The 24,240-nt window shown below is 62.7% G+C and carries 26 protein-coding genes; 14 read left to right on the top strand and 12 right to left on the bottom strand.

Going from position 1 to position 24,240, the window contains the following annotated elements; all coding sequences use genetic code 11:
• Positions 1–124: 124 nt before the first annotated feature.
• The 3 genes from HU766_RS24190 (at position 125) to HU766_RS24180 (ending at position 1,015) form a co-directional block, all read left to right on the top strand.
• On the top strand, positions 125–349 hold the full coding sequence (locus tag HU766_RS24190; protein ID WP_186661293.1) for a hypothetical protein: 225 nt from the start codon (positions 125–127) through the stop codon (positions 347–349).
• A gap of 73 nt (positions 350–422) precedes the next feature.
• A complete protein-coding gene (locus tag HU766_RS24185; RefSeq protein ID WP_186661291.1) occupies positions 423–716 on the top strand; it encodes a hypothetical protein in 294 nt (97 codons plus the stop codon).
• Positions 713–1,015, top strand: coding sequence for a hypothetical protein (locus HU766_RS24180; protein WP_186661289.1), 303 nt, complete (start codon positions 713–715; stop codon positions 1,013–1,015). The genes HU766_RS24185 and HU766_RS24180 overlap by 4 nt, the downstream gene beginning before the upstream one ends.
• Before the next feature lie 455 nt (positions 1,016–1,470).
• Here HU766_RS24180 and HU766_RS24175 read toward each other — a convergent pair whose 3' ends face one another.
• The 3 genes from HU766_RS24175 to HU766_RS24165 all read right to left on the bottom strand — a co-directional run bounded on the left by HU766_RS24175 (position 1,471) and on the right by HU766_RS24165 (position 4,375).
• Positions 1,471–3,660: an HAD family hydrolase gene (locus HU766_RS24175; RefSeq protein WP_186661287.1), complete on the bottom strand. Its 2,190-nt coding sequence runs from the start codon at positions 3,658–3,660 to the stop codon at positions 1,471–1,473.
• An 81-nt stretch (positions 3,661–3,741) separates the two neighbouring features.
• On the bottom strand, positions 3,742–3,945 hold the full coding sequence (locus HU766_RS24170; RefSeq protein ID WP_186661285.1) for a hypothetical protein: 204 nt from the start codon (positions 3,943–3,945) through the stop codon (positions 3,742–3,744).
• A gap of 247 nt (positions 3,946–4,192) precedes the next feature.
• On the bottom strand, positions 4,193–4,375 hold the full coding sequence (locus HU766_RS24165; protein WP_186661283.1) for a hypothetical protein: 183 nt from the start codon (positions 4,373–4,375) through the stop codon (positions 4,193–4,195).
• Between the two features lie 206 nt (positions 4,376–4,581).
• Here HU766_RS24165 and HU766_RS24160 point away from each other — a divergent pair, with 206 nt between their 5' ends.
• Positions 4,582–5,403, top strand: coding sequence for a shikimate 5-dehydrogenase (locus HU766_RS24160; RefSeq protein WP_033698856.1), 822 nt, complete (start codon positions 4,582–4,584; stop codon positions 5,401–5,403).
• Positions 5,404–5,460: 57 nt separating this feature from the next.
• On the opposite strand, the gene HU766_RS24155 is transcribed toward HU766_RS24160, so the two are convergent.
• From HU766_RS24155 to HU766_RS24145, 3 genes are all read right to left on the bottom strand, one after another.
• Entirely contained in the window at positions 5,461–5,703 is a 243-nt protein-coding gene (locus HU766_RS24155) for a hypothetical protein (RefSeq protein WP_033698855.1), read from the bottom strand.
• 95 nt (positions 5,704–5,798) lie between these two features.
• Positions 5,799–6,326: a lactoylglutathione lyase gene (gene gloA, locus HU766_RS24150; protein WP_047580995.1), complete on the bottom strand. Its 528-nt coding sequence runs from the start codon at positions 6,324–6,326 to the stop codon at positions 5,799–5,801.
• Positions 6,327–6,547: 221 nt separating this feature from the next.
• On the bottom strand, positions 6,548–6,907 hold the full coding sequence (locus HU766_RS24145; RefSeq protein WP_033698852.1) for a histone-like nucleoid-structuring protein, MvaT/MvaU family: 360 nt from the start codon (positions 6,905–6,907) through the stop codon (positions 6,548–6,550).
• 359 nt (positions 6,908–7,266) lie between these two features.
• Between HU766_RS24145 and HU766_RS24140 the strand changes: the two genes are divergently transcribed.
• The gene (locus HU766_RS24140; protein ID WP_033698850.1) at positions 7,267–8,556 is read left to right on the top strand and encodes an OprD family porin; all 1,290 of its coding nucleotides are present in this window, start codon (positions 7,267–7,269) and stop codon (positions 8,554–8,556) included.
• 67 nt (positions 8,557–8,623) lie between these two features.
• Entirely contained in the window at positions 8,624–9,373 is a 750-nt protein-coding gene (gene cobF, locus HU766_RS24135) for a precorrin-6A synthase (deacetylating) (protein WP_186661280.1), read from the top strand.
• 56 nt (positions 9,374–9,429) lie between these two features.
• On the opposite strand, the gene HU766_RS24130 is transcribed toward cobF, so the two are convergent.
• Positions 9,430–9,780: a response regulator gene (locus HU766_RS24130; RefSeq protein ID WP_186661278.1), complete on the bottom strand. Its 351-nt coding sequence runs from the start codon at positions 9,778–9,780 to the stop codon at positions 9,430–9,432.
• A 247-nt stretch (positions 9,781–10,027) separates the two neighbouring features.
• On the opposite strand from HU766_RS24130, the gene HU766_RS24125 reads away from it, so the two are divergent.
• Genes HU766_RS24125 through HU766_RS24105 form a run of 5 tightly spaced genes read left to right on the top strand, consistent with a single transcriptional unit; the run spans position 10,028 to position 16,527 of the window.
• The gene (locus HU766_RS24125; RefSeq protein ID WP_186661276.1) at positions 10,028–13,495 is read left to right on the top strand and encodes a response regulator; all 3,468 of its coding nucleotides are present in this window, start codon (positions 10,028–10,030) and stop codon (positions 13,493–13,495) included.
• Positions 13,492–14,313, top strand: coding sequence for a protein-glutamate O-methyltransferase CheR (locus HU766_RS24120; protein ID WP_033698843.1), 822 nt, complete (start codon positions 13,492–13,494; stop codon positions 14,311–14,313). The genes HU766_RS24125 and HU766_RS24120 overlap by 4 nt, the downstream gene beginning before the upstream one ends.
• Entirely contained in the window at positions 14,310–14,885 is a 576-nt protein-coding gene (locus tag HU766_RS24115; RefSeq protein WP_033698842.1) for a chemotaxis protein CheB, read from the top strand. The genes HU766_RS24120 and HU766_RS24115 overlap by 4 nt, the downstream gene beginning before the upstream one ends.
• Positions 14,879–16,105 carry a hybrid sensor histidine kinase/response regulator gene (locus tag HU766_RS24110; protein ID WP_186661274.1) on the top strand — a complete coding sequence of 409 codons (1,227 nt, stop codon included), beginning with the start codon at positions 14,879–14,881 and terminating at the stop codon, positions 16,103–16,105. Before HU766_RS24115 ends, HU766_RS24110 begins: the two co-directional genes overlap by 7 nt.
• Before the next feature lie 44 nt (positions 16,106–16,149).
• On the top strand, positions 16,150–16,527 hold the full coding sequence (locus HU766_RS24105; protein WP_186661272.1) for a response regulator: 378 nt from the start codon (positions 16,150–16,152) through the stop codon (positions 16,525–16,527).
• Between the two features lie 61 nt (positions 16,528–16,588).
• Here HU766_RS24105 and HU766_RS24100 read toward each other — a convergent pair whose 3' ends face one another.
• The 3 genes from HU766_RS24100 to HU766_RS24090 are packed head-to-tail and all read right to left on the bottom strand — an operon-like array spanning position 16,589 to position 19,229.
• A complete protein-coding gene (locus HU766_RS24100) occupies positions 16,589–17,170 on the bottom strand; it encodes a TetR/AcrR family transcriptional regulator (protein WP_186661270.1) in 582 nt (193 codons plus the stop codon).
• 12 nt (positions 17,171–17,182) lie between these two features.
• Positions 17,183–18,031 carry a 3-hydroxybutyryl-CoA dehydrogenase gene (locus tag HU766_RS24095; RefSeq protein ID WP_033698836.1) on the bottom strand — a complete coding sequence of 283 codons (849 nt, stop codon included), beginning with the start codon at positions 18,029–18,031 and terminating at the stop codon, positions 17,183–17,185.
• Positions 18,032–18,044: 13 nt separating this feature from the next.
• Complete coding sequence (locus HU766_RS24090) at positions 18,045–19,229, bottom strand: acetyl-CoA C-acyltransferase family protein (RefSeq protein ID WP_033698835.1); 1,185 nt, start codon at positions 19,227–19,229, stop codon at positions 18,045–18,047.
• 168 nt (positions 19,230–19,397) lie between these two features.
• Here HU766_RS24090 and HU766_RS24085 point away from each other — a divergent pair, with 168 nt between their 5' ends.
• Positions 19,398–20,408, top strand: coding sequence for an AraC family transcriptional regulator (locus tag HU766_RS24085; protein ID WP_186661268.1), 1,011 nt, complete (start codon positions 19,398–19,400; stop codon positions 20,406–20,408).
• Positions 20,409–20,458: 50 nt separating this feature from the next.
• On the opposite strand, the gene HU766_RS24080 is transcribed toward HU766_RS24085, so the two are convergent.
• Entirely contained in the window at positions 20,459–20,896 is a 438-nt protein-coding gene (locus HU766_RS24080) for a carboxymuconolactone decarboxylase family protein (protein WP_186661299.1), read from the bottom strand.
• A gap of 199 nt (positions 20,897–21,095) precedes the next feature.
• Between HU766_RS24080 and HU766_RS24075 the strand changes: the two genes are divergently transcribed.
• Both HU766_RS24075 and HU766_RS24070 read left to right on the top strand, forming a co-directional pair.
• Positions 21,096–21,554, top strand: coding sequence for a nucleoside deaminase (locus HU766_RS24075; RefSeq protein ID WP_186661266.1), 459 nt, complete (start codon positions 21,096–21,098; stop codon positions 21,552–21,554).
• Positions 21,551–22,747 (top strand): cyanate transporter, encoded by a 1,197-nt coding sequence (locus tag HU766_RS24070; RefSeq protein ID WP_186661264.1) that lies wholly within the window; start codon positions 21,551–21,553, stop codon positions 22,745–22,747. Before HU766_RS24075 ends, HU766_RS24070 begins: the two co-directional genes overlap by 4 nt.
• Here HU766_RS24070 and HU766_RS24065 read toward each other — a convergent pair.
• Positions 22,740–24,173 carry a PLP-dependent aminotransferase family protein gene (locus HU766_RS24065; RefSeq protein WP_186661262.1) on the bottom strand — a complete coding sequence of 478 codons (1,434 nt, stop codon included), beginning with the start codon at positions 24,171–24,173 and terminating at the stop codon, positions 22,740–22,742. The genes HU766_RS24070 and HU766_RS24065 overlap by 8 nt on opposite strands.
• Positions 24,174–24,240: the final 67 nt, after the last annotated feature.

The raw sequence follows: 24,240 nt of genomic DNA, 5'->3' as shown, positions 1-24,240 counted from the left end.
GAAGCCATTTCGGTGGCACAAGAAGGCCGAGGACATCCTTGCCTCAGTCGCTCGCGCGGCGCGAGCGCTGGGCAAATGATTTTCAGTGGTATTTCTGAAACACCACACTAGCCTGGGCATGGTAATGGACAAGCGTACTTTCGTAGGAATGGTTGAGGCCGGCGAGCCGCTGATCCAGCAGGCAGTGGACGCATTCCGTGCCTACCACAAGGCTCAGGATTCTAGCGCTCCACCAGAGGAGGTTGAGCGGCTCCGCCTGCTGGCTGAATCTCTGTTCCAGGCGGTGTCCGACTACCAGCTTCGGGTCATAGCCAAGGCTCGTGGAAAGGATCTACCACCATTGCACTGACCCGCTGATCGGCAATTCCCCGTACCAGGTTTCGCCTATAGGATACTGTGTTTTTGTACAGTATCGGTGCCCTATGTATTTCCTCCTCGTTCGCCGCCGCGTGAATGGCGTGGCTATCCCCACCAGTCAGCTCGGGAAGATCACGCCGCTCCGGGCAGACATCCACATCGGCGACAATCACAGTGAGCCACTGGGCCGGGTCGCGACCCAGGCCTGGGTGTTCAATCCGACCCCTGGGCCTGACGTGATACCCCGGCTGCACGATGCCAAGGTCAACGGCATGGCCCAACTCGGCATGAACATCAATGGCATCGAGGAGATCGGCGGCGTGATGTACGCGCAGTCGTGGTGGTGCAAGGCAGAATGATGAGCCGACTACCGCGGGCCTGGCTGGACGAGCTCAACGACCAGTTCGCCCTAGCCACCGATCCAGATAACCGAGCTGCCGTCCTGGCTGAGATGGCCATGGCCGCCCACCGGCGCGGGGAAGTGGGCGAAGACCAGCTGTGCGAGATGCTGGAGTTTGCCGAGGCGGCGCGGCTCTACGGCCTAAACGAGCACGAGGACATGTACGCCTGCGGCCTGTTCGGCTACCACGAGCCACTGCCCGAATGGGGCATCAAGGTGATCAAAGGGGTAGGGAATGTTGCGCCCACGCTGGATTAGGCGGGCTACTCGGCAGGACGCCGGAGGAGGGGCATGGTGTCTAAAACCGCTCGAAAGCCTCTCGGTTTTACTGGTCGAAAGTCGCCGAAACTAGCCGATCTGTACTAGACAGAAGCGATGCACAGGCCGCTTGTGATGCGGCCTGAGGATCGATTCTCACACTACTGCAGCATCACTGGAATGTGCTGGATGGACGTACAGCTGGATCGTACCAATTTTTGTACCAATGGCTGTGTTTTGGAGGGGGATGGAGTGTCGCGGGGAGGGCTGGAGGGCCCGTAAATACGGGCTTTCTCCGCTTTGCGAAACTCTTCAAAACGTGAAAAACATGTCTGGAGTATGGCTGAATTGCTGTCGAATGCCTTATGACTAAAGGGCGCTACGTGAACGAAATTTAATCCTGTACCCATCCTGTACCCATTACCCTCGTTTCAAGCGTGGCCAACTCGGAGCCATCACCGGTCGCATTCCGTCACTTCGCAGAGGTGGGATGGAGATGATCCGCGCGTCAACGCAGAGGGTAGGGTCCAGTCAGCCCTGTCCCGTTGCTGCAACAGCCGGAAGTTGGCCGAAATGCTTTCGACCAGGTCCGCATCACTGACCGGGTCCAGTCCCAGGTAAGGCTTGCCGTGATAATCCCCGTCATGGGTCAACACCGCTTCGACACGTTCGTCACTGGCCTTGTACAGTGCCTTCATCAACTGGGCTTCCCGGTCCTTGCTGGCGTTGCCGTGCAGCGCATAGTGAATGGCCAGCGCCGCCCCGAACGCCAGCGCAGGCGTCTGAATGCCATGCTTGCGCGCCAGGTCGATGCTGCTGAGGATGCGCTCGTTACGCTGCAATTTACGCATCGGATCGCGCCCGACCCGCACGCAAGGGTCCTTGAACGACGTTTTGCACCGTTCGAGGAACGCATTGGCAAAGCTGCTGACAACCTCTGACATCTGCGGGTACTCGGCCATCAATGCCGGCGCCACTTCCTGGTGAATGAGGCGCTCTGCCAGCGCACTGACACGGGCGTCCCCCATCCCCTGGCCAACCCAGGTATGCCCCAGCAGGCTGGCATACCAGGCGATGATTGCATGCGGCCCATTCCACAAACGGTTCTTGATGATCTGGATCTGGGTAATGTCCGCGACCGTTTTCACCTGGCGCAGCCGCTCCAGCAAATCACTGCCACGCTCCACGTACAGCGGCATGTCGGGCTCGCTGTTGAACAGGATCAGGTGCAACTGGCTCATGGCGCTGCTGGACTGCGCAAAAGGCCTGAAGTGCCCGATCAGCCGTTCGTACTCAGGGGCCGGCGTGGCGGGTTTGCGGGTGACCGTCGGCTCGTCCTCCAGGCTGTTCCTGAAGATCTGCGACTTGATGCGCAACTGCCGAACCAGCGCGTCATTGCTGATCTTGGAAACGATGCGGCTGACTACCGTTTCGGCGAAGTGGGTCTTTTCCAGCACCTGCTTGCACACCTGTGGCGTGCACAGCAATGCCAACTGCGCTTGCACCTGGCGCCGGACGAACGCTGCACCGCCGATCTTGTTCAACACGATCAGGAGCGTCAGCTCGCGCCCCCTACGTTCGAAGCGTCGCAGCAAGCCCTTGGCAATGGCCCTGGCCTGATGATGGATTGCCTGTTCGGGCAGACTCATGCCGACCACTTCGGCGGCGTTGTACATCTCGATCACCGCCTCCTCGTCGTCCATGTCGATCATGCGCACATTGTCGATGGTCTGGTCGAACGCGCTGGCGCCGTAGCGCACGCTGTAGCGGCCGAACGCAGCGACTGATTCCCGGAGCATGCGTGAACGGGTCGCAGCAATGATTTCACAGGGACGCGTGTAGCCGTCCCAATGGGACAACACCTGGGTCAGGTAGCCTCCACCGATAGCGCCGAAGCCGTGGATGCCGACACGGAACTGGTTCAGTGAAGCAGGGAACGAATCGTCGAGCGCCGGCATGCCCAGGTCGGGCACGCACTCGCTCAAGTCGGCGAGGAAAGCGTGCATGCCAGGGTAGGCTTTAAGCGCGCCGGCCTTGACCTCGGGCGCGGGCGGCTTGATGTCTTCGATCAGGATTGCCTGGCCCTCGGCGCGGATCGCCGAGAGCAAGCCGTTTTCCGAGTCCTCGACCATGAAGCACTGGCTGGGTTGGCAATTGAGCGCGCGGGCGGCGCGCAGAAAGATTTCCGGGTGGGGTTTGCCTTGACTGACTTCGTCGCCGCAGACGGTGATGTCGAAGTACTTGAGCACGTTGGCATTGATCAGGTACTCCTCGGCGATGGCACGTCGGCTGGAAGTGGCGACCGCCAGGGTCAGGCCGGACTTGCGCAGGCGCTCCAGCACCTCGAGCAGGCCGGCCTTGATCGGCACGCCATGGTTGCGCACGTGCTCCAGTTCGAGCTCGTCGGCGCGCTGGCGGATCTGCGCATAAGGGAAGTCATCGCCGTTGTGGGCCTTGGCGAGGGCCTCGGCCCTTTTCGCGCTCAGGCCCAGCGAGCCGATCAGTGTCTGCTCGCTCAAGGCTTTGCCGAAGATTTCCAGCGAAGCCTGTTTCAGCGTTCTGAAACGTAGGCGCTCGGTGTCGAACATCGTGCCATCCATGTCGAAGATGGCGCTGTGAATTTTCTTGCCCTGAAACATGATCATTGGGTGTTGCCCCTTTTCTTGCGTGAAACATCCCACCTTCAGTCACTGAATGGCGAGTGCGGTATGACGGCGCATGGGCGGTCAGGTAGGGGGCAGGCGATCAACAGGGGCGCGCTCGGGGTCGACCCAGAGGTAGGGCGGGACGGCGCGGGGTGTGCAGAGGAGGGCGGTAAGCTTTGCGGCCAGGCGGGCGCCTGGTTTGCCGTTGACGTCACGCCCACTGGCTGCAGCTTGGCTTGCAGGCAATGGGCGCACGTAGCGATGGATACGTGTGATTCCAAGCATAAGGTGCTTATCTTCCTTTTTGGTGGCTGACGTTCCTTTTTTACCCTTGCACGTATGCGCTGGCACATGCAAGGCGTCAGCAACAATCGTTCGGTTACCGCACACGGTGATGGCAGCTAGCCGCCATCACCCTTTCTCCCGACAAGCACATAGCAGCCCCACTTCCCCAGCATTCCGTGAAGAAAAAAAAGGCCCGCCAAAAGGCGGGCCGCAAAAGGGAGAGGGAGCAACGCACAACACGTTCAGGTCAAGCGGCCAGGGTACCTGGCTGCAACTGCTCAGCCAGGGCTTGGGCCGAGGCGCGGGTCAGCAGGGGGCCGCTCACGGGCTCGCCGTTGCGCACCAGGTACCAGCACGCCAGCTGGCCCTGCTGACGCAGTGAAGGGGGGACGGCGCTGCCAACAACGGACATGATCTGGATAGTGGCCATGGGGACCTCCTGTGGAACATGGCCCTACCTTACGCAGCAGCCTCGGTGGTTTGAAATCAACTTGCTCGATAGTGGTCATTAGTTTTATCAACGATCACCAGCGTGGCGAGCGCGATCGCGCCCGCCATAAACGTTGTGTAAGGGACGACAAGCGGCTGCGTCTGATACGCTGAAGAAACGATTCAGTTCTGAAAAAGGAGCAGGTTATGTCGACGACTCCCAGCAGAGACACGCAGCTGTGCATCTCCCTGGCCGGCCGGCCCGGTACCTTCGGCGTGCGTTTCCATAACCACCTGTATCAGCAGTTGGGCCTGGACTTCTACTACAAGGCCATGAGCACCGACGACCTGCCGGCGGCGGTGGCGGGCATTCGTGCTCTAGGGATTCGCGGGTGTGGGGTGTCGATGCCCTACAAGGAGGCCTGCATGGCCCTGGTCGATGAGGTTGACCCCTCCGCCGCTGCCATCGAGTCGGTCAACACGCTGGTCAATACCGGCGGCCATCTGAAGGCGTACAACACCGATTACCTGGCGGTGCGTCAATTGCTGGAGCAGCATCAGGTCGACCCGGCCACCGCCTTTGCCCTGCGCGGCAGTGGCGGCATGGCTAAGGCGGTGGCCAGCGCCCTGCGTGATGCGGGCTTCAACGAGGGCATGATCGTGGCGCGCAACGAGCAGGCTGGGCGGCAACTGGCGGATGTCTGTGGTTATCGGTGGGTTGCCGAACTCGGTGACCTGTGCCCGCCGATGCTGGTGAACGTGACACCCATTGGCATGGCCGGTGGCCCGGAGGCCGACGTGCTGGCGTTTTCCGAGAACGCCATTGCAGCGGCAGAGCGGGTATTCGATGTGGTGGCGATGCCGGCGCAGACGCCCTTGATCAAGCGGGCGCAGGCGTTGGGCAAGCCGGTGATCACAGGCCTGGAGGTGATTGCATTGCAGGCACTGGAGCAGTTCGTGCTGTATACCGGCGTGCGGCCGACACGTGAGCAGGTTGAAGCTGCTGTGGTATATGCCAGGGATATCTAGGTCGTCTTGACCGGCCTCTTCGCGGGTAGCCGCGAAGGGGCCAGCACCGGTTAGCAATCAGAACGCCTTGTGGCCCTTGTCCAACTGCTGATCCACCAAGGCACGCCCATGCGCCAGTGACACATGCTGGGCGTTCTCAAGGTCCGAGAAGAACTTCATCGGCATGGGGATGCGCTTGCTGGTATGCCCTTCAGGGTCGGTGATCAGGCACCCGGCGGCGTAGGGTAGGGGGGAGTCGGGGTGGGGCATCACGCTGGCGGTGATGGTGTACTTGCGGTGTTCACAGTGAAGAGATTGCATCGTCCTTACCTCGCTGTGCTTATGAAACCGTTACTTTCATATACCACAGCAAGGGGCCGAGAGTTCCCGGCCCGACGAGCGAATAGCGTTGAGGCTCAGCCCTTGAGTTCAGTCGGCTGAATCACTTCGATCCAGTAGCCATCCGGGTCCTTGACGAAGGCCAGGTGGTTCATGCGCCCATCTGCCAGGCGTTTCTGGAAGGGGACTTCGAGTGCTTCGAAGCGCGCGCAGGCTTCGCGCACGTCTGGCACCGAAATGCAGATGTGGCCGAAACCGCGTGGGTCGGTGTTGCCGTTGTGGTAGGCAAAATCGGCGTCGTGTTCGGTGCCGTGGTTGTGGGTCAGCTCCAGAACACCTGGGATCGACTTCATCCACTGGTGGCGCGCGGCGTCATCGGCAGGGATCTGCGCCGGGTCGACCAGGGCCAGGAAGTACAGGCTGAAGGCGGCTTCGGGGAAGTCGCGCTTGTCCACCAGGCGGAAGCCCAGGACGCGGGTGTAGAAGTCCAGCGACTTCTCGATGTCCTTGACCCGCAGCATGGTGTGGTTGAAGACGAATTTGGCAGTGGCGGTATCCGGCTGCGCGGTGACGCCAGGCAGGGTTTGCAGATCGTGCAGGCTCATGGGAACTCCTGAGACGGGGCCGGGCGCGAGGCACCGGCAAAACAGACAGGCTGGCCATGATACGGCAGTGAAGCGATTGCGCAAATGAAAGCGCCCTGCACGAGGCAGGGCGCTGGAAGAGAGGCCCGCATGTGCGGGCGCGTGGGGTCGCTAGTCCTTTAGCTGTCTCGATAGTGAGCCAGCCCTTGTGAAAAAAGTGTGAAGTACATGTGGACGTTTCATCAGCGTACCCAACTTTCTACCGTGGCGGCGCCGTACTCTTCTTTCCAGGCCTTCAGCCCACGATGGTTGCCCCCTTTGGTTTCAATCAGCTCGCCGGTGTGGGGGTTCTCGTACACCTTGACCACGCGCGGTCGGCGCTGTTGTTTGGGGGCAGTACTGGTGGCCCGAGTTGCCGCCTTGGGGTCGAGGATGGCGATGATATCGCGCAGACCCTTGTCATAGCTTTTCATCAGGCCGACTAGTTTCTGCTCGAATTCGATTTCGCGTTTGAGGCCGGCATCCTTTTTCAGCGCTTCCAGTTGAGCCATTTGTTCCTGAAGCGCTTTTTCGGCAGCACGAAACTCTGCAAGTCTGGACACTGTAATCACTCCTGTACGTCTTTCGTGGCAGGGCGTGACGAACATTGAAGTAGTACAAAACGCCGGCCACGGGGTGGGTTCCGCTGTTCGCTGACATCGAGTGTAGTCATTCATTGCTACTGGGTAAACTGCAAACTTTTTATAAGTAAGCACGGAACTTTACAGGTTTTCCGGGCGCTATTTCGTGAGGAGTTCGAGGGCCATCGAGAACGGTTCTAGACCAAGGTCCAATGGCCTGAGCCAGAGCCTTTGCGCGATCATTTCAGATGATGCCCGGCGACTGTTCGGGCGTGTCGCAGTACCGCAGCAGGTGTTTGCTGCAGGTTGTTTTTTGCCTTTCTTTCTGGATGTTTCCACGCATGTTTGCCCCCCTCCCTCACGCCCCTGGGCGCCGTGTTGCCGGCTTGTTCCTTTTGTGTGCCGGCGTCAATGCCCAGGCCGCCGGTTTTCTTGAAGACAGCAGCGCCAAGGTCGAAGCGCGGAATGTCTACTTCAACCGCGACTTCCGTGATGGCCACAGCAGTTCCAGCCAGGGCGCCTCCAAGCGCGAAGAGTGGGCGCAAGGTTTTATCCTCAATGTGCAGTCCGGCTTTACCCAGGGGCCGGTAGGCGTTGGCGTTGATGCAATCGGCCTGTTCGGGGTAAAGCTCGATTCCAGCCCGGCGGACAGTAACAGCGGCCTGCTGCCGTCTTCTGGCCACGACCCGCGGCATTCGGCGGATCAATACGCGAAGATGGGCTTGGCGGCCAAGGTCAAAGTGTCCAACACGGTCTTCAAGTACGGCTCGATGATGCCGGACATGCCGCTGATCAAATACAACGATGGCCGGCTGCTGCCCACCCTGTTCCACGGCGCGCTGTTGACCTCCGAAGAAATACACGATCTGAAGTTCACCCTGGCGCGCCTGAACAAGTACACCGCACGGGACTCCACTGACCGCCAGGACATTCGCGTGCACTGCAAGAACAAGCGCTATGCCTGCGATATCGAAGCCGACCACTTCGACCTGGCGGGCCTCGACTACCGTTTCAGTGACCGTGTCAGCGCCCAGTACCAGGTGGCCAAGCTGGAGAACATCTATCGCCAGCACTTTCTCGGCCTGGTGGCGAGCCAGCCGCTGGCGGTGGGCAGCCTGTCGGCCGACCTGCGCCTGATCAAGAGCGACGACATCGGCAATGCCCGCGCAGGCGCCATCGACCACCGTGCCTTCAGCGGTATGCTCGGCTACAGCCTGGGGGGCCACAAGGTCAGTGCCGGCTGGCAGCGCATGTACGGTGACAGCGCCATGCCGTACCTGGATGGCAGCAACCCTTATCTGGTCAACTACGCCCAGGTCAACGACTTCGCCGCCGCCCAGGAACGTTCCTGGCAACTGCGTTATGACTATGACTTCAAAGCGCTGGGTGTCCCCGGCCTGACCTTCTTCACCCGTTACATCAATGGCGACCATATCAAGGTCCCGGGCAGCACGGGCGAAGGCAAGGAATGGGAACGCGACACCGAGTTCAAGTACCAGGTGCAAAGTGGCACATTCAAGGATGTCAGCGTACGTCTGCGCAACTCCACTTACCGCAGCAACTATGAGAAGTGGGCACGTGACATGGACGAGACTCGCGTCATCGTCAGTTACAACTTCTCCATCTTCTAGCCGGTGGCTTTGCCAAAGACCCATGACTGGCCGAGAATGGCCACGGGTAGTGGCAAAGGGCAGGGCAATGAAAGACCTGTTGTTGATTGGCATCGGCCCGGGTGATCCGCGTCAGATCACCTATGAAGCGGTCGAGGCGCTACGTCGCGCCAGCGTTTTCTTCGTGCTCGACAAGGGCACGCAGAAGGACGAACTGGTGCGCTTGCGCAAGGCGATTCTCGAACGCTATCGACCCGAGGGTGGCTACCGGCTGGTGCAGGTGGCCGACCCTTCGCGCGACGGCCAGGCGGCGGATTATGTGGGCGCGGTGCAGGACTGGCACCGCCAGCGCGCCGCGCTGTATGCCCGCATGATCGAAGACGAGGTGGCTGTCGGCGAAGCCGGTGCCTTTCTGTTGTGGGGCGAACCTGGCCTGTACGACAGCACCCTGCGCATTCTCGACCTTGTCCGCGAAGGCGGGTTGGCAGTGCGCCTGCAGGTGGTCCCCGGCATCAGTAGCGTCCAGGCCCTGGCCGCTCGGCATCAGGTGCCGCTCAACCGTATCGGTGAACCGCTGACCGTGCTGCCGGGGCGTCGCCTGGCCGAGCAGGCGCGCATCGACAATGTGGTGGTGATGCTCGACGGGCAGGGCGCGTTTGCTGCGCTCGATGACCCTGACCTGATAATTTACTGGGGGGCCTACCTGGGGACCGCGGACGAGGTGTTGATTGCCGGGCCGTTGCAGGCGGTGAAGGCGAGGATTTTGCAGGTGCGGGCGCAGGAGAGATTGCGCAAGGGGTGGATCATGGACACCTACCTGTTGCGCCGAACGCTGTAATCGATTGCAGGGGAGCGGGCCTCTTCGCGGGTGGCCGCGAAGAGTGCGCGCAGGGTTCAGGAGGGGGGCAGTATCTGCATGACCTTGTCGCGCAACTGGTCAATGCCGAACGGCTTGCTGATCATGTGCATGCCCTCTGGCACGTTGACATTCTCGGCATAGCCACTGGCAAACAGTACCGGCAGTAACGGGCGCAGTGCGCGTGCACGGTGCGCCAACTCTTCGCCGCGCATGTCCGGCAGGCCCACGTCTGTCATCATCAGCGCCAAGGCCTGCGAAGCATCTTCGAGCACTCGCAAGGCGGTGGTGGCGTCTTGCGCTTCGATGACTTCGTAGCCCAATTCGGCGAGCACTTCGACCATCAGCATGCGTACGATGTCGTCGTCTTCGACTACCAGAAGGTGCATGGTTGGGTTCCTGTGCAAATGAATGTCTTTAATCTGTACGCTGCACGCCAGCAGAAGTTCCCGAGGATACCGATCCTTGCAATCAGATGGAACGATTGGCAAACCCAGCCTTCAAATACTGGCTAAATGCCCTGCCAGGCTCGGCAAAGCTGGTTAGACTCGCTGTTATCAGTGAGCACAGTGGCTGGCAATAATAACGGTCTTTCGCCGCACTTCTTAATGGACTTTTTCGCTCGGGCGTCATCACATGATTCAAGCAGCCTCGATAGACCAGCAAAGCTTCCGCAAGCTGTTGAGCCGCAACATCGGCCTGCCCCTTGGGGTGGGGCTTTTGGGGGCCGTGGCGTTTGTCGCGGTGATCAACTACCTGCTCTCGGCCATGCAATGGGTCGAGCATACCGATCGGGTGATCGGCAATGCCAACGAGACGGTCAAGCTGTCGATCGACATGGAAACCGGCATGCGCGGCTTCCTGATCACCGGGGACGAACGCTTTCTCGACCCCTACGAGGTGGCCAAGCCGAAAATTCTTGGCAGCCTTCAGAGCCTGCGCGCAATGGTCGAGGACAACCCGCAGCAGGTTGACCGTATCGACCGGCTGATGGCCTTGCAGCAGGCCTGGAACGACTTCGGCAACCAGATGATTACCCTGCGCCGTAACCAGGGCGACTACCAGGCATCGATCGGCAACGGGCGGGGCAAGCGCATCACCGACGAGATCCGCAAGGAATTCGACGGCCTGATCAGCACCGAGCAGCAACTGCGCATGGCCCGTAACGAGAAAGTCAGCTCGGTCACCGTGACCGCGATCTCGGTTTTCGTGCTGCTCATCGTCGGCCTCAGTGCCTTGCTGGCCTACCTCGGGCGCCGCGACCTGCTGGCGCTGTCGAGCAGCTACGCGGAAAACCTCGAGGCCCAGCGGCGCGCTGCTGAGCGTCTGGAGCACCAGGCCTGGCTGCGCAACGGCCAGACCCAACTGGCCCAGCAGGTACTGGGGCAACTGACCCTGCCGATGCTCGGCGACAACATCCTGCGCTTCTTCGCGGCGGCGCTGGGCAGCGTGGTCGGCGCGGTGTATGTGCGCGATGAGCATGGCAGCCTGGTGCGCGTGGCCAGCTATGGCCTGAGCGCCGAAGAGCAGGCCCGCGAGCAGATCAAGGGCGACCACGATGGCTTGCTGGCCCAAGCTGTGCGTGAAGGTCGGCTGTTGCGCCTGGAGGACCTGCCCGACGACTATTACCGCTTGAGTTCCGGCCTTGGCAATGGCCTGCCGCGCAGCGCACTGCTGATGCCCGCCACCGATGATGGGCAGATCAACGGCGTGATCGAACTGGGGTTCCTGCGCCCGTTGCAGGCGCGCGATGAAGAGCTGATGGAGCGGGTTGGCGGCAACCTTGGCATGTCCATCGAAAGTGCGCGTTATCGCCAGCGTCTGCAGGAAGTGCTGGCCGAGACCCAGCAGTTGAACGAAGAGCTGCAAGTGCAGCAAGAAGAGCTGAAAACCGCCAACGAAGAACTCGAAGAACAGTCCCGCGTGCTCAAGGAGTCCCAGGCCCACCTGGAGACCCAGCAGGCCGAACTGGAGCAGACCAACGAGCAGTTGTCCGAACGCACCGATGCCCTGGACCGCAAGAACGACGAGCTCAGCCAGGCCCAGCAAGAGCTGCAGGCCCGTGCTGATGACCTGCAGCGTTCAAGCAAGTACAAGTCCGAATTCCTTGCCAACATGTCCCACGAGTTGCGCACGCCCCTCAATAGCTCGCTGATCCTGGCCAAGCTGCTGGCGGAAAACGGCGAGGGCAACCTCACCGGGGAGCAGATCAAGTTCGCCGAATCCATCTATTCGGCTGGCAACGACCTGCTCAACCTGATCAACGATATCCTCGACATCGCCAAGGTCGAGGCCGGCAAGCTTGAAGTGCGGCCAGAAACCACCCAGCTGGCGCGCCTGGTCGAAGGCCTGCGCGGCATGTTCCTGCCACTGGCCGAGCACAAGGGGCTGGCCTTCGAGGTCAAGCTCGAGCCCCAGGTGCCGGTGACACTGTTCACCGATCGGCAACGGCTGGAGCAGATCCTCAAGAACCTGTTGTCCAACGCCATCAAGTTCACCGACCAGGGCCAGGTCGACATGACCATCAGCTACCAGGCCGGCACCGGCATCGTGTTCGCCGTCCGCGACTCTGGCATCGGCATCGCCGCCGACCAGCAGCAGGCGATCTTCGGCGCTTTCCACCAGGTCGACGGCAGCAGCAACCGCCGCTATGGCGGCACTGGGCTGGGCCTGTCGATTTCCCGCGACCTGGCGCATTTGCTGGGTGGGCAGATCAGCGTCGACAGCAGCCCGGGCCAAGGCAGCGTGTTCAGCCTGATCGTACCGGAGCGCTACGAGGTTGAAAGCGAGGAGGTCGAGGCGCTCAGCCTGCGGCCTGCGGTCGACACACTGCCGCCGGCGCCCAAGGTTTCCACCGCCACGGCACCGAAACTGCCGGCGCTTACCTTCGCCGATGACCGCGACCGGGCGCCGTTCGACAGCCGCTGCATCCTGGTGATCGAAGACGAGCCGAACTTCGCCCGGATCCTCTTCGACCTGGCCCACGAACTGGGTTACAGCTGCCTGGTGGCCCAGGGCGCCGACGAAGGCTTCGAGCTGGCCGCGCGCTACATTCCCGATGCCGTGCTGCTGGACATGCGCCTGCCCGACCACTCCGGCCTTACCGTGCTACAGCGCCTCAAGGAGCTGGCCGGCACCCGGCACATTCCGGTGCACATCATTTCGGTCGAAGACCGCGTCGAGGCGGCCATGCACATGGGCGCGGTGGGTTACGCGGTCAAGCCGACCAGCCGCGAAGAGCTCAAGGAAGTGTTCGCCCGCCTGGAAGCCAAACTGACCCAGAAGCTCAAGCACATCCTGCTGGTGGAAGATGACGACCTGCAGCGTGAAAGCATCGCCCGCCTGATCGGCGACGACGATGTCGAGATCACCGCCGTAGCCATGGCCCAGGACGCCCTGGCGCTGCTGCGCGAGAACATCTACGACTGCATGATCATCGACCTCAAACTGCCCGACATGCTTGGCAACGAGCTGCTCAAGCGCATGACCGCAGAGGACATCCGTTCATTCCCACCCGTGATCGTCTACACCGGGCGCAACCTCACCCGTGAAGAAGAGGCCGACCTGCTCAAGTATTCGCTCTCGATCATCATCAAGGGCGCTCGCTCGCCTGAGCGCCTGCTCGACGAAGTGACGTTGTTCCTGCACAAAGTCGAATCGCAGCTGTCCCATGAGCGCCAGCGCATGCTCAAGACCGCTCGCAGCCGCGACAAGGTGTTCGAGGGCCGCAAAGTGCTGCTGGTGGACGACGATGTGCGTAATATCTTCGCCCTCACCAGTGCCCTGGAGCACAAGGGCGCCATCGTCGAGATCGGCCGAAACGGGCGCGAGGCCATCGAGCGCCTGGAGCAGCACGACGACATCGACCTGGTGTTGATGGATGTGATGATGCCGGAGATGGACGGCTTCGAGGCGACCCGGCTGATCCGCCAGCAAGCGCGCTGGCGCAAGCTGCCGATCATCGCCGTGACCGCCAAGGCGATGAAGGATGACCAGCAGCGTTGCCTGCAGGCTGGCGCCAATGATTACCTGGCCAAACCGATCGACCTGGACCGCCTGTTCTCGTTGATCCGGGTGTGGCTGCCGCAACTGGAGCGAATTTGACTAGCGAGCGCAACACCGACATCGAGATCCGGCTGCTGATCGAGGCGATCTACCTCAAGTACAGCTACGATTTTCGCAACTACTCCGGCGCTTCGATCAAACGCCGGATCCTTCATGCCCTGCGCCAGTTCGACTGCCTGACAGTCTCGGCGCTGCAGGAGCGGGTGCTGCACGACCCGGGCATGTTCATGCAGTTGCTGCAGTTCCTGACGATCCCGGTCAGCGAGATGTTCCGTGACCCAAGCCACTTCCTGGCGCTGCGCAATGAAGTGGTGCCGCTGCTGCGCACATGGCCGTCGATCAAGATCTGGGTCGCCGGCTGCAGCACCGGTGAAGAGGTGTACTCGATGGCCATCCTGCTGCGAGAGGAAGGCCTGCTCGAGCGCACCATCCTCTATGCCACCGACATCAACCCGCATTCGCTGGACAAGGCCAAGCAAGGTATCTACTCGATGCAGAGCATGCGCGAGTATGAAGAAAACTACCGCCTGGCCGGTGGCCGTCGCGACTTCGCCGAGTACTACACCGCGGCCTATGGCAACGCCATCATGGACAGCAGCCTGCGCGACAACGTGACCTTCGCTGACCACAGCCTGGCCACCGACAGCGTGTTCTCCGAAACCCAGCTGGTGTCGTGCCGCAACGTGCTGATCTACTTCAACAAGGAGCTGCAGGATAGGGCCTTGGGGCTGTTCCATGAGTCGCTCTGCCATCGGGGGTTCCTGGTGCTGGGCAGCAAGGAGTCGGTAGATTTTTCGGCCTACAGCGAGCGCTTCGAGCCACTGGTCAAGCCCGAACGGATCTACCGCAAATCATGAACGGCGTACGTGCAGTGGTGATTGGCGCCTCGGCGGGCGGGGTGGCGGCACTGTTCGAGGTGCTCGGCGCGCTGCCACCGGCGTTCAGCCTTCCGGTGCTGTGCGTGCTGCACCTGCCGGACGACCGCCACAGCCAACTGGCCGAAGTGCTGCAGCGGCGCTTGCACCGGCCGGTGCGCGAGGCGTGCGACAAGGAACGGATCAGTGCCGGGCAGGTCTACGTGGCGGGGCCGAGCTATCACTTGTCGGTGGAGCACGACCTGACGCTGTCGCTGAGCCAGGAGGCACCTGTGCATTTCTCCCGCCCGGCGATCGATTTTCTGTTCATTTCGGCGGCCGATGCCTATGGCGACGGCCTGCTTGGCGTGCTGCTCACCGGTGCCAACGAAGACGGCGCCAAGGGCCTTGCCTACATCAAGAACAATGGGGGCCGCACAATTGTCCAGGACCCTCGCGACGCACAGGTCGCCCTGATGCCAGAGGCCGCCCTGGCCCTGCATCAGCCCGACCATATCCTTACTCTGAGCGGTATCGGGCAACTGCTCGCGACCTTGGAAACCCGCGCATGCTAAGCCACACCATCGCCAAACTGCTGATCGTCGACGATCTGCCGGAAAACCTGCTGGCGCTCGATGCCCTGATCCAGGGCGAAGACCGCGAGGTGCACCAGGCCCAGTCTGCCGAAGCTGCGTTGTCGCTGCTGCTGGAGCACGAATTCGCGCTGGCCATTCTCGATGTGCAGATGCCGGGCATGAACGGCTTCGAGCTGGCCGAGTTGATGCGCGGCACCGACAAGACCAAGAACATCCCGATCGTGTTCGTCAGTGCGGCGGGGCGCGAGATGAATTACGCCTTCAAGGGCTACGAGAGCGGGGCGGTGGACTTTCTGCACAAGCCGCTCGACACCCTGGCGGTAAAAAGCAAGGTCTCGGTGTTCGTCGACCTGTTTCGCCAGCGCAAGGTGCTAGGTCGGCAGCTCGAAGCCCTGGAGCGCAGCCGTCAGGAGCAGGAGGTATTGCTGAACCAACTGCAACTGGCGCGGGGCGAGCTGGAGCATGCCGTGCGCATGCGCGACGACTTCATGTCGATCGTCTCGCACGAGGTGCGTACGCCGCTCAATGGCCTGATCCTGGAAACCCAGCTGCGCAAGATGCACCTGGCACGGGGCAACCTGGAGGCTTTCAGCGCCGACAAGCTGCAGGCCATGGTCGAACGTGACGAACGGCAGATCAACAGCCTGATCCGCTTGATCGAGGACATGCTCGACGTCTCGCGCATCCGCACCGGCAAGTTGTCGTTGCGGCCCAAGGTGTTTGACATCGGCCAGCTGGTGCGTGGCCTGGTGGAAAACTTCACGGCCCAGGCCACGGCGCTGGAAACGCACATTGCGCTGCAGTGCTGCGAAACGTTGCAGGGCGAGTGGGACGAGTTTCGGATTGAACAAGTGGTGGCCAACCTGTTGTCCAATGCCATGCGTTACGGCGAACGCAAGCCGGTGGAGGTTCGCGTGTTCGAGCAGGATGGCATGGCCTGGGTACAGGTGCAGGACCAGGGCATCGGTATCAGCGCCGCCAACCAGCAGCGGATCTTCCAGCAGTTCGAGCGGGTCGCTGCGCAGCAGGCCAGTGGTGGGCTGGGGTTGGGGCTGTTTATCTCCGAGCAGATCGTCCAGGCCCACGGTGGGCGGATTCTGGTTGACAGCGAGGAAGGCCAGGGCGCCACATTCACCCTGCAATTGCCGCTGGCAACGCTCCAACAACAAAACGACCAGGCGCGGGCAACCTCTGCGTAAGCCTGGGGTCAGATGGCCAACTGTAAGAATTTCAAGGCGTTATCATGAGTGAAGATGCACAAGATGTGGTGCTGGTGGTCGAGGATGAACCGGCCATTCGCATGATTTTGCGTGATTACCTGGCAGGCGAGGGTTATCACGTACTGGTGGCCGAAGACGGTGAACAGGCCTTCAAGATCCTGGCGAGCAAGCCGCACCTGGATTTGATGGTCACTGATTTTCGATTGCCAGGGGGCATTTCGGGGGTGGAGATCGCCGAGCCTGCGGTAAAACTGCGACCGGAGCTTAAGGTGATTTTCATCAGTGGCTACCCGGCGGAGATTCTCGAATCGGGCAGCCCGATCACGCGCAAGGCGCCGATCCTGGCCAAGCCGTTCGACCTGGATACCCTGCACGAACAGATTCAGGCGCTGTTGCGCTGAGGCAGCTGGCCTTCGCGGCGGTGCGGCGATCCGCTGTGCTCCGCGAAGAGGCCCTGGCAGGCTATCGCAGCGTCCGCTCGATCCCACCGACCAGCAAGTTCTCCATCAGCTCCAAGCCTTGTTCTTGAGGCAATGCCTTGAGCAACCCCGGCAGTTGGTTGAGCAACGTCGCCAGCACATGCGCAGTAGCCTCCAGCGCTTGCCCTGGCAGTTTCGCCTGCGGTGCAATCAAACGCAGCAACCCTGCCTCATAGCGCTTGCGCAACGACGCCAGGTGCACCTGTTGCGCCTCGCTCAAACAACATAAATCCCGCTCTGCCAGGCGAAACTGCAAGGGCCGCTCGGCATGCAACTGCCAATGCGCCGCGATCAGGCACGACAACGCCGATGCCCCCCGGGCCATGGCGCGGCGGCCTTGGTCCAGGGTGGCCTGCAGCTCCTCGTACAACTCTTCGATCAAATCGTACAGCAGGTCCTGCTTGCTCGGGAAATGGTGATACAGCGAACCGGCGGTCAACCCCACGTGGGCTGCCAGTTCACGCATGCTGACCTGGCCAAAACCCTTCTCGGCAAACAGCGCCATGGCCTGGTCACGTCGCTCTTCAAAGCTGGCACAGCGCATCGCAGCGTTAACCGGGGGCATGGCACTCGCTCCTCAATAGGTGAAGAAACCGCGGCCGCTTTTGCGCCCCAGCCAACCGGCCGCGACCATTTCCTTGAGCAACGGGGCAGGGCGGTACTTGCTGTCATTGAAGCCCTCATGGAAGGCCTCCATGATCGCCAGCAGGGTATCCAGGCCAATCAGGTCGGCCAGTGCCAAGGGGCCGATCGGCTGGTTGCAGCCTAGGCGCATGCCGGTGTCGATGTCCTCGGCACTGGCCAGGCCCTCCTGGCGCACGAAGATCGCTTCGTTGATCATCGGCACCAGGATGCGGTTGACCACGAAGCCTGGGCGGTTGCCGGCGGTGATCGGGGTCTTGCCGACCTTTTCGGTCACCAGCAAGGCCTGGGCATAGGTGCTGTCACTGGTCTGCAGGCCACGGATGATCTCGACCAGGGCCATCATTGGCACCGGGTTGAAGAAGTGCACGCCGATGAAACGCTCCGGGTGCTCGATGCTCGCGGCCAGTTGCGTCACCGACAGCGACGAGGTGTTGGTGGCAATCAGGCAGTCGGCGGCAACGTTGCCGGCCACTTGCTGCAAAATGCGCTGCTTTAGCTGCAGGTTTTCGGTGGCCGCCTCGATCACCAGCTGCGCGCCACTGAGCTGGGCATAGTCGGTGCTGGTGCGGATGCGGGTTTTCGCTGCCTCGGCCTTGTCGGCGTCGAGCGTGCCTTTGCTGACCTGGCGCTCCAGGTTTTTGCTCAAGGTTGCCACGCCACGCTCCAGCGCGGCATCGGACACGTCCACCAGCAGCACCTGGTAGCCCGCCACCGCGCACACTTGAGCGATACCGTTGCCCATGGTGCCCGCGCCGATCACGGCAATTTGTTCAATGTTCATGGGTCAGTTTCCCTCAGACGCGCTCGAAGACCACGGCGATGCCTTGGCCACCGCCTATGCACATGGTGGCCAGGGCGTAGCGGCCCTGAATGCGGTGTAGCTCATGGATGGCCTTGGTGGCGATGATCGCACCGGTGGCGCCGACCGGGTGGCCGAGGGAGATACCCGAACCGTTCGGGTTGACCTTTTCCGGGTCGAAGTCCAGCGCACGGGCTACGGCGCAGGCCTGGGCGGCGAAGGCCTCGTTGGACTCGATCACGTCCAGGTCCTGCACACGCAGGCCGGTTTTTTCCAGCACCTTGCGGGTCGCCGGGATCGGGCCCAGGCCCATCAGCTCGGGCTCGACGCCGGCATGGGCGTAAGCCACCAGGCGTGCCAGCGGCTTCAGGCCCAGACGGCGCACGGCGTCACCGCTGGCCAGCACCAGGCCGGCAGCGCCGTCGTTGATGCCACTGGCATTGCCGGCGGTGACGGTGCCGTCTTTCTTGAACACGGTCTTCATGGCGGCCAGTTGTTCTGCGGTGACATCGCCACGCACGTGCTCATCGACGCTGAACTGCACGCTGCCTTTGCGGGTTTTCAGTTCCAGCGGGACGATCTGGCTGGTGAAGCGGCCTTCGGCGATGGCGCGTGCGGCGCGGCGTTGGCTGGTCAGGGCCAGCTCGTCCTGCATTTCACGGGTGATGCCGTGCTTGGCCGAAACGTTCTCGGCGGTGATGCCCATGTGGAAGTGTTCGAAGGGGTCCTGCAGCACGCCGACGGTGTAGTCGATGCCTTGCAAGTCGCCCATGCGCGCGCCCCAACGTGCCTGTGGCAGCAAGTACGGGCCGCGGCTCATGGACTCGGCGCCCGCCGCCAGGGCCACGTCGGTGTCGCCCAGCAGCAGGCACTGCGCTGCCGAAACAATGGCTTGCAAGCCCGAGCCGCACAGGCGGTTGACGTTGAAGGCCGGGGTTTCCTTGGGGATGCCGGCGTTCATCGCCGCCACCCGGGCCAGGTAGGCATCACGCGGCTCGGTGGGGATCACGCTGCCCATCACCATGTGGCCGATCTGCCCGGCATCCACGCCGGCACGCTCGATGGCGGCGCGGGTCACGGCGGTGGCGAGGTCTGCCAGCGGCAGGTCCTTGAGAGAGCCGCCAAAGCCACCAATGGCTGAACGGACGGCACTGACGACGTAGATTTCTGCGCTGCTCATAAGGGCTCCGATTGCGAAGGCATGGCGGGACCGGGCCTGGCTCTGCGAGAATGGCCGGCGATCCCTTTGTCCACCCGAGTCTAGGCAAAGGCTCTGCCAGAGCCTATGCCGGATCTGTTCATTCAACCTGGCAGTTTTTGCCACTCAGCATAGACAGCGAAACCCGCCATGCGCGATAGCGATACGGTCGCCGTGTACTTCCTCAAGGCCATGCTGCACGCCCTGCGCGACCGCCCGGACGTGCGCGATGCACACCTGCGTGCGGTCGGCATCGATCCACAGCTGCTCGACCAGCCCCAGGCCCGCGTGCCGGCCAAGGCATTCGCCCAGCTGTGGCTGGCGCTGATTCAACGGTTGGACGATGAGTTCTTCTGCCTCGACAGCCACGGCATGCCGCTGGGCAGCTTTGCCTTGATCTGCCGCGGCCTGATTCTGGAGCCGAACCTGGAAAAAGCCCTGCGTCAGTGCATGGGCGGTTTTGGCTTGTTCTTGCGTGACCTGCGCGGCAGCCTCACGGTGCGCGCGGGCAGGGCAGTGATCAGCGTGCAGTCGAGCATCGCCGACCCGCTGACCCGGGTATACGCCGAGGAAACCTACCTGGTGCTGATGATCGGCCTGCTGTGCTGGCTGGCGGGGCGGCGCATTGGCATCGACCGCACCGAACTGGCGGTGTCGCGCCCTGCCCAGGACGACGACCTGCTGCTGTGGGGGCCTGACCTGCGCCTGGGCAGTGGGCGTACCGAAGTGGAGTTCGACAGCGCTTACTTGCGCCTGCCCGTGGTGCAGAACCTGCAAGCTTTGAAGGGCTTCTTGCGTAGCGCGCCCCAAGGCCTGGTGATTCGCTTTCGCAACCAGAATGGCCTGGTGGCCGAGGTCTATCGCCACCTGCGTGCGCGGCGCTATGGGCAGTGGCCGACCTTGGCGGCGTTGGCGCAGCAGCAGGGTATCAGCGCCAGCACCTTCCGCCGGCAGTTGGAGCGGGAAGGGCGTTCGTACCAGCAAATCAAGGACGAAGTGCGCCGGGCAATGGCGTTTGAACACCTGCGCGAAGGGGTACTGAGCATCGCCGAAGTGGCTGAGCTGGCGGGGTTTCAGGAACCCAGCGCGTTTCACCGGGCGTTCAAGAAATGGACGGGGCAGAGCCCGGGCAGCTATCGCGCCAGGTTGGTTGCGCGGTAGGTGTGCCAGTACCGGCCGCAAACGGGCCGGTACAGGCAATCAGCAATCGATTACGCCGGAACCATGGCAAACCCGACGCCGAAGCGGTTCCAGGCATTGATGGTGGCGATGGCCAGCGTCAGGTTGACCACTTCCTGCGGCTCGAAATGGGCTTGCAGCGCCTCGTACTCAGGCTGTGGCGCACCGCGCTCCGGCAAGCGGGTCAGGTTTTCTACCCAGGCCAGCGCGGCGCGTTCGCGCGGGGTGAAATAGGCGGTTTCTTGCCACACGCTCAGCGTCTGCAGGCGTGCTTCGGTTTCGCCGGCCTGGCGTGCGTCATTGGCATGCATGTTGATGCAGTAGGCGCAGCCGTTGATCTGCGAAGCGCGCAGGCGCACCAGTTCGAGCAACGAATTTTCCAGGCCGCTCTTGGCCAGCGCCTGTTCCAGGCCAACCATGGCTTTGTAGGCTTCCGGTGCGTGCTTGGCCCATTCGATACGCGTGTTCATGGTGTTCTCCAGAAGGTGTGGGGTGGACATGGCGCTACCTTAGCGCTGCCCGTCGATCGGCCCGATAGCCAATCGCAGCGTTTGCCGGGAGGCCAATCGGTGCATTCAGGTGGCCACTGACGTGCATCCAATCTCTTCATTTCTGTCAACGCCAGCAAGCCGGGATAATGGCCAGGTCTTGCAACAGGAGCACCGATTCATGTCCGAAGCACGCTACATGCGCGAAGCGCTCGATCTGGCCCGTGCCAACATCAAGGCCGGTGGTCGGCCTTTTGGCGCCGTGCTGGTGTATCAGGGGCGCGTGGTGGCACGCGCGGTCAACGAGATCCACAGCAGCCAGGACCCGACCGCCCATGCCGAACTGCTGGCCATTCGCAAGGCCGCGCATGCCCTGGGCCAGGCGCGCCTGGACGGCGCCGAAATCTATGCCAGCGGCCACCCGTGCCCGATGTGCCTGGCGGCCATGCACCTGTGCGGCATCGAACGGGCTTGGTTCGCCTATGGCAACGATGAGGGCGAGCCCTATGGGTTGTCCACGGCCGCAGTCTACGCGCAGATGACGCGCCCGCCGCAGCAACAGAGCCTGCCAGTGCGGGCGCTGAAACCGATTGGCGAAGCCGACCTGTACCTTGAGTGGCAGCAGGCCAACGCGCAATGAGAGCGGCTTTGAACGTGTTGCTGGTGATGCTGCTGGCACTGAACCTGCGGCCGATCCTTACCAGCATCGGGCCGCTGCTCGAACCCATGCGCGCCAGCACGGGCCTGGGTTACCAGCAGGCGGCGCTACTGACCGCGCTGCCGGTGCTGTGCATGGGCCTGGTGCCGTTGTTGCAACCCTGGCTGCGGCGCTGGATCAGCGAGCATGGCGGCATGCTCGCGGGCCTTGCGGCGATCGCGCTGGCCTGCCTGTGGCGGCTGCAACTGGGCAGCGCCTGGGCGCTCATTGCCAGCGCAGTGGTCGCCGGCCTCGGCGTCGCGGTGGTTCAGGGCATGATGCCGGGGCTGGTCAACCGCTGGTTCCCGGGTCGCCTGGCGGGCGCCATGGGTATGTATTCCGCAGCGCTGATGAGTGGTGGTGGCCTGGCGGCGGTGCTTGGGCCGCATATCAGTGGGTACTTTGGGCACTGGCAGGCCGGGCTGGGCCTGTGGGCCATCCCGGCATTGCTGGCGATGCTGGCCTGGACGCTGCTGCGGCCGCGCCAGGATGCGCCCAAGCTGGCGGGCGCCGCTGGCGGGCACTGGTTCGGTACGCGGCGTGCCTGGTTGCTGGCGTTGTATTTCGGCCTGATCAATGGCGGCTACACCAGCATGGTCGCCTGGCTGCCGGCCTATCACCTGGAGCATGGCGGTACTGCCCAGGGCGGCGGCGACCTGGTGGGGCTGATGACGATCTTTCAGGTTGCCGGCGCGCTGGGCCTGCCGTTGCTGCTGCGTCGCTGGGTGGATCGTCGGCCTGGGTTGTGGCTGGCGCTATCGATCCAGCTGGCAGGTTTCCTTGGCCTGTTGCTGGCGCCAACGCTGTCGATGGGCCTGTGGGTCGCGATGATCGGTTTCGGCCTGGGGGCCTGTTTCAGCCAGAGCCTGACGCTGACCCTGGAGCACCTGAAAACGCCCGCCGAGGCTGGCAGCCTAGCGGCCTTTGTCCAGGGTATCGGCTTTATCATCACCGGTATCGTGCCGTACATCACCGGTTGGCTGCGCGATGTCAGTGGCGACTTTCAGGCGTCATGGACGCTGTTGACGGTGACGGTGCTGGCAATGCTGCTGGTGACAGTGTGTTTCGCGCCACGCGGCTATGCCGCCGCCATCGCACGGCCGGCGGGCAAGGGCCAGGCGGCGCCGGTCAATTGAGGCGTTGCAGGGTATCGCAAACGCGGTCGAGCGCGGTGTCGATGTCGAGCAGCTCGATGGCGCCAAAGCCTAGCACCAGCCCGGGACGCACCGGCACCTCGCTGAAAAACGGTGCCAGCGAATAGAGGCCGACCTCCACCTTGCGTGCGAGGTTGGCCAGCAGTTCGACATCCACCCCAGGCTTGGCCAGCGCACTCAGGTGGAAACCGGCGCTGGCCGGTATGGCGCTGAACCAAGGCGCCAGGTCGCCCTCCAGGCGCGCGAGGATGCGTTCGCGGCGGGCGCTGTAGACGTCGTGGCAGCGGCGGATGTGCCTGTTCAGGTGGCCTTCGCTGATGAAGCGGGCCAGGGCCCATTGCAGCAGGGTCGGGCTGTGCCAGTCGCTGAGGTGCTTGGCCACGCAGGCGGCCTGCAGCACGGCGGGTGGCAGCACCGCATAGCCCAGGCGCAACTCCTGCAACAGGGTCTTGGAGAAGGTCCCGACGTAGGCGACCAGGCCATGTCGGTCAAGGCGCTGCAGGGCGTCGGCGGCGGGCCCTTGGTAGCGGAATTCGCAGTCGTAGTCGTCCTCGATGATCAATGCGCCAAGCTCGGCGGCGCGTGCCAACAAGGCCCGCCTGCGCGGTTCGCTCATCGGCATACCCAATGGGAACTGGTGCGAAGGAGTCACGTAGATCAGCCGTGTGCCATCGGCGATCTGTTCGACGCACATCCCTTCATCATCCACCGCTACTGACTGCAGGCGTGCGCCCAAGGCCAGAAACAGTTGCCGTGCGGGCGGGTAACCGGGGTCTTCCATGGCCACCGGGCAACCGGGTTCGATCAGCACCCGGGCGATCAGGTCGAGCGCCTGTTGCGCACCATTGCACACCAGCACGTCCGCGGCGCTGCAGTGCACGCCGCGGGCGTAGGCGATGTGGTGGGCGATGGCTTCGCGCAGTTCGGGCAGGCCCTGGGCAGTGAACTGCCGCTCTGGATGGCGCTGGCTGCGGCGCAAGGCGTAGTTGAGGCAGCTGCGCCACTGGTCGAAGGGGAACTGCGCCTTGCTCGAGGCGCCGCCGACGAAGTCATAGCGCGACGGTGCTTGCAGTTGCCGCCTGCCCAGCACGGTAGCCCGTTGTTGCCAGCGCTCGAGGGATGCGGCACCCGCCAGGGGGATGGCGGCCACTTCGTTGGTGCGCACAGGCAGTTGCGGGGTAATGAAGGAGCCACGGCCGACCACGCCACTGAGCAGGTTGTCGTAGGTCAGCCGCGAGTAGGCCTCGGCCACGGTCTTGCGTGACACGCCCAGTTGTTCGGCGAGCAGACGGGTGGGTGGCAGTTGGGTGCCAGCGGCCAGGTGGCCGCTGTCGATGCCCGCGCGCAATTGCCGGTACAGCTGGTCGGCCAGGCCTTTGCGGCCTTCAAGGCGGATGTGCAGTTCCATGAAACGGTCCGGAGCAGGGGAATGCTGAGGATAGCGGATCGCGATTCATCGCACAGTGCGAATGTGG

This window comes from Pseudomonas sp. SWRI77 (genome assembly GCF_014269105.1).
GTDB lineage: Bacteria > Pseudomonadota > Gammaproteobacteria > Pseudomonadales > Pseudomonadaceae > Aquipseudomonas > Aquipseudomonas capeferrum.
The sequence above is the reverse complement of the archived record's forward strand: the minus strand, read 5'-3'. Positions and strand labels throughout refer to the sequence as shown.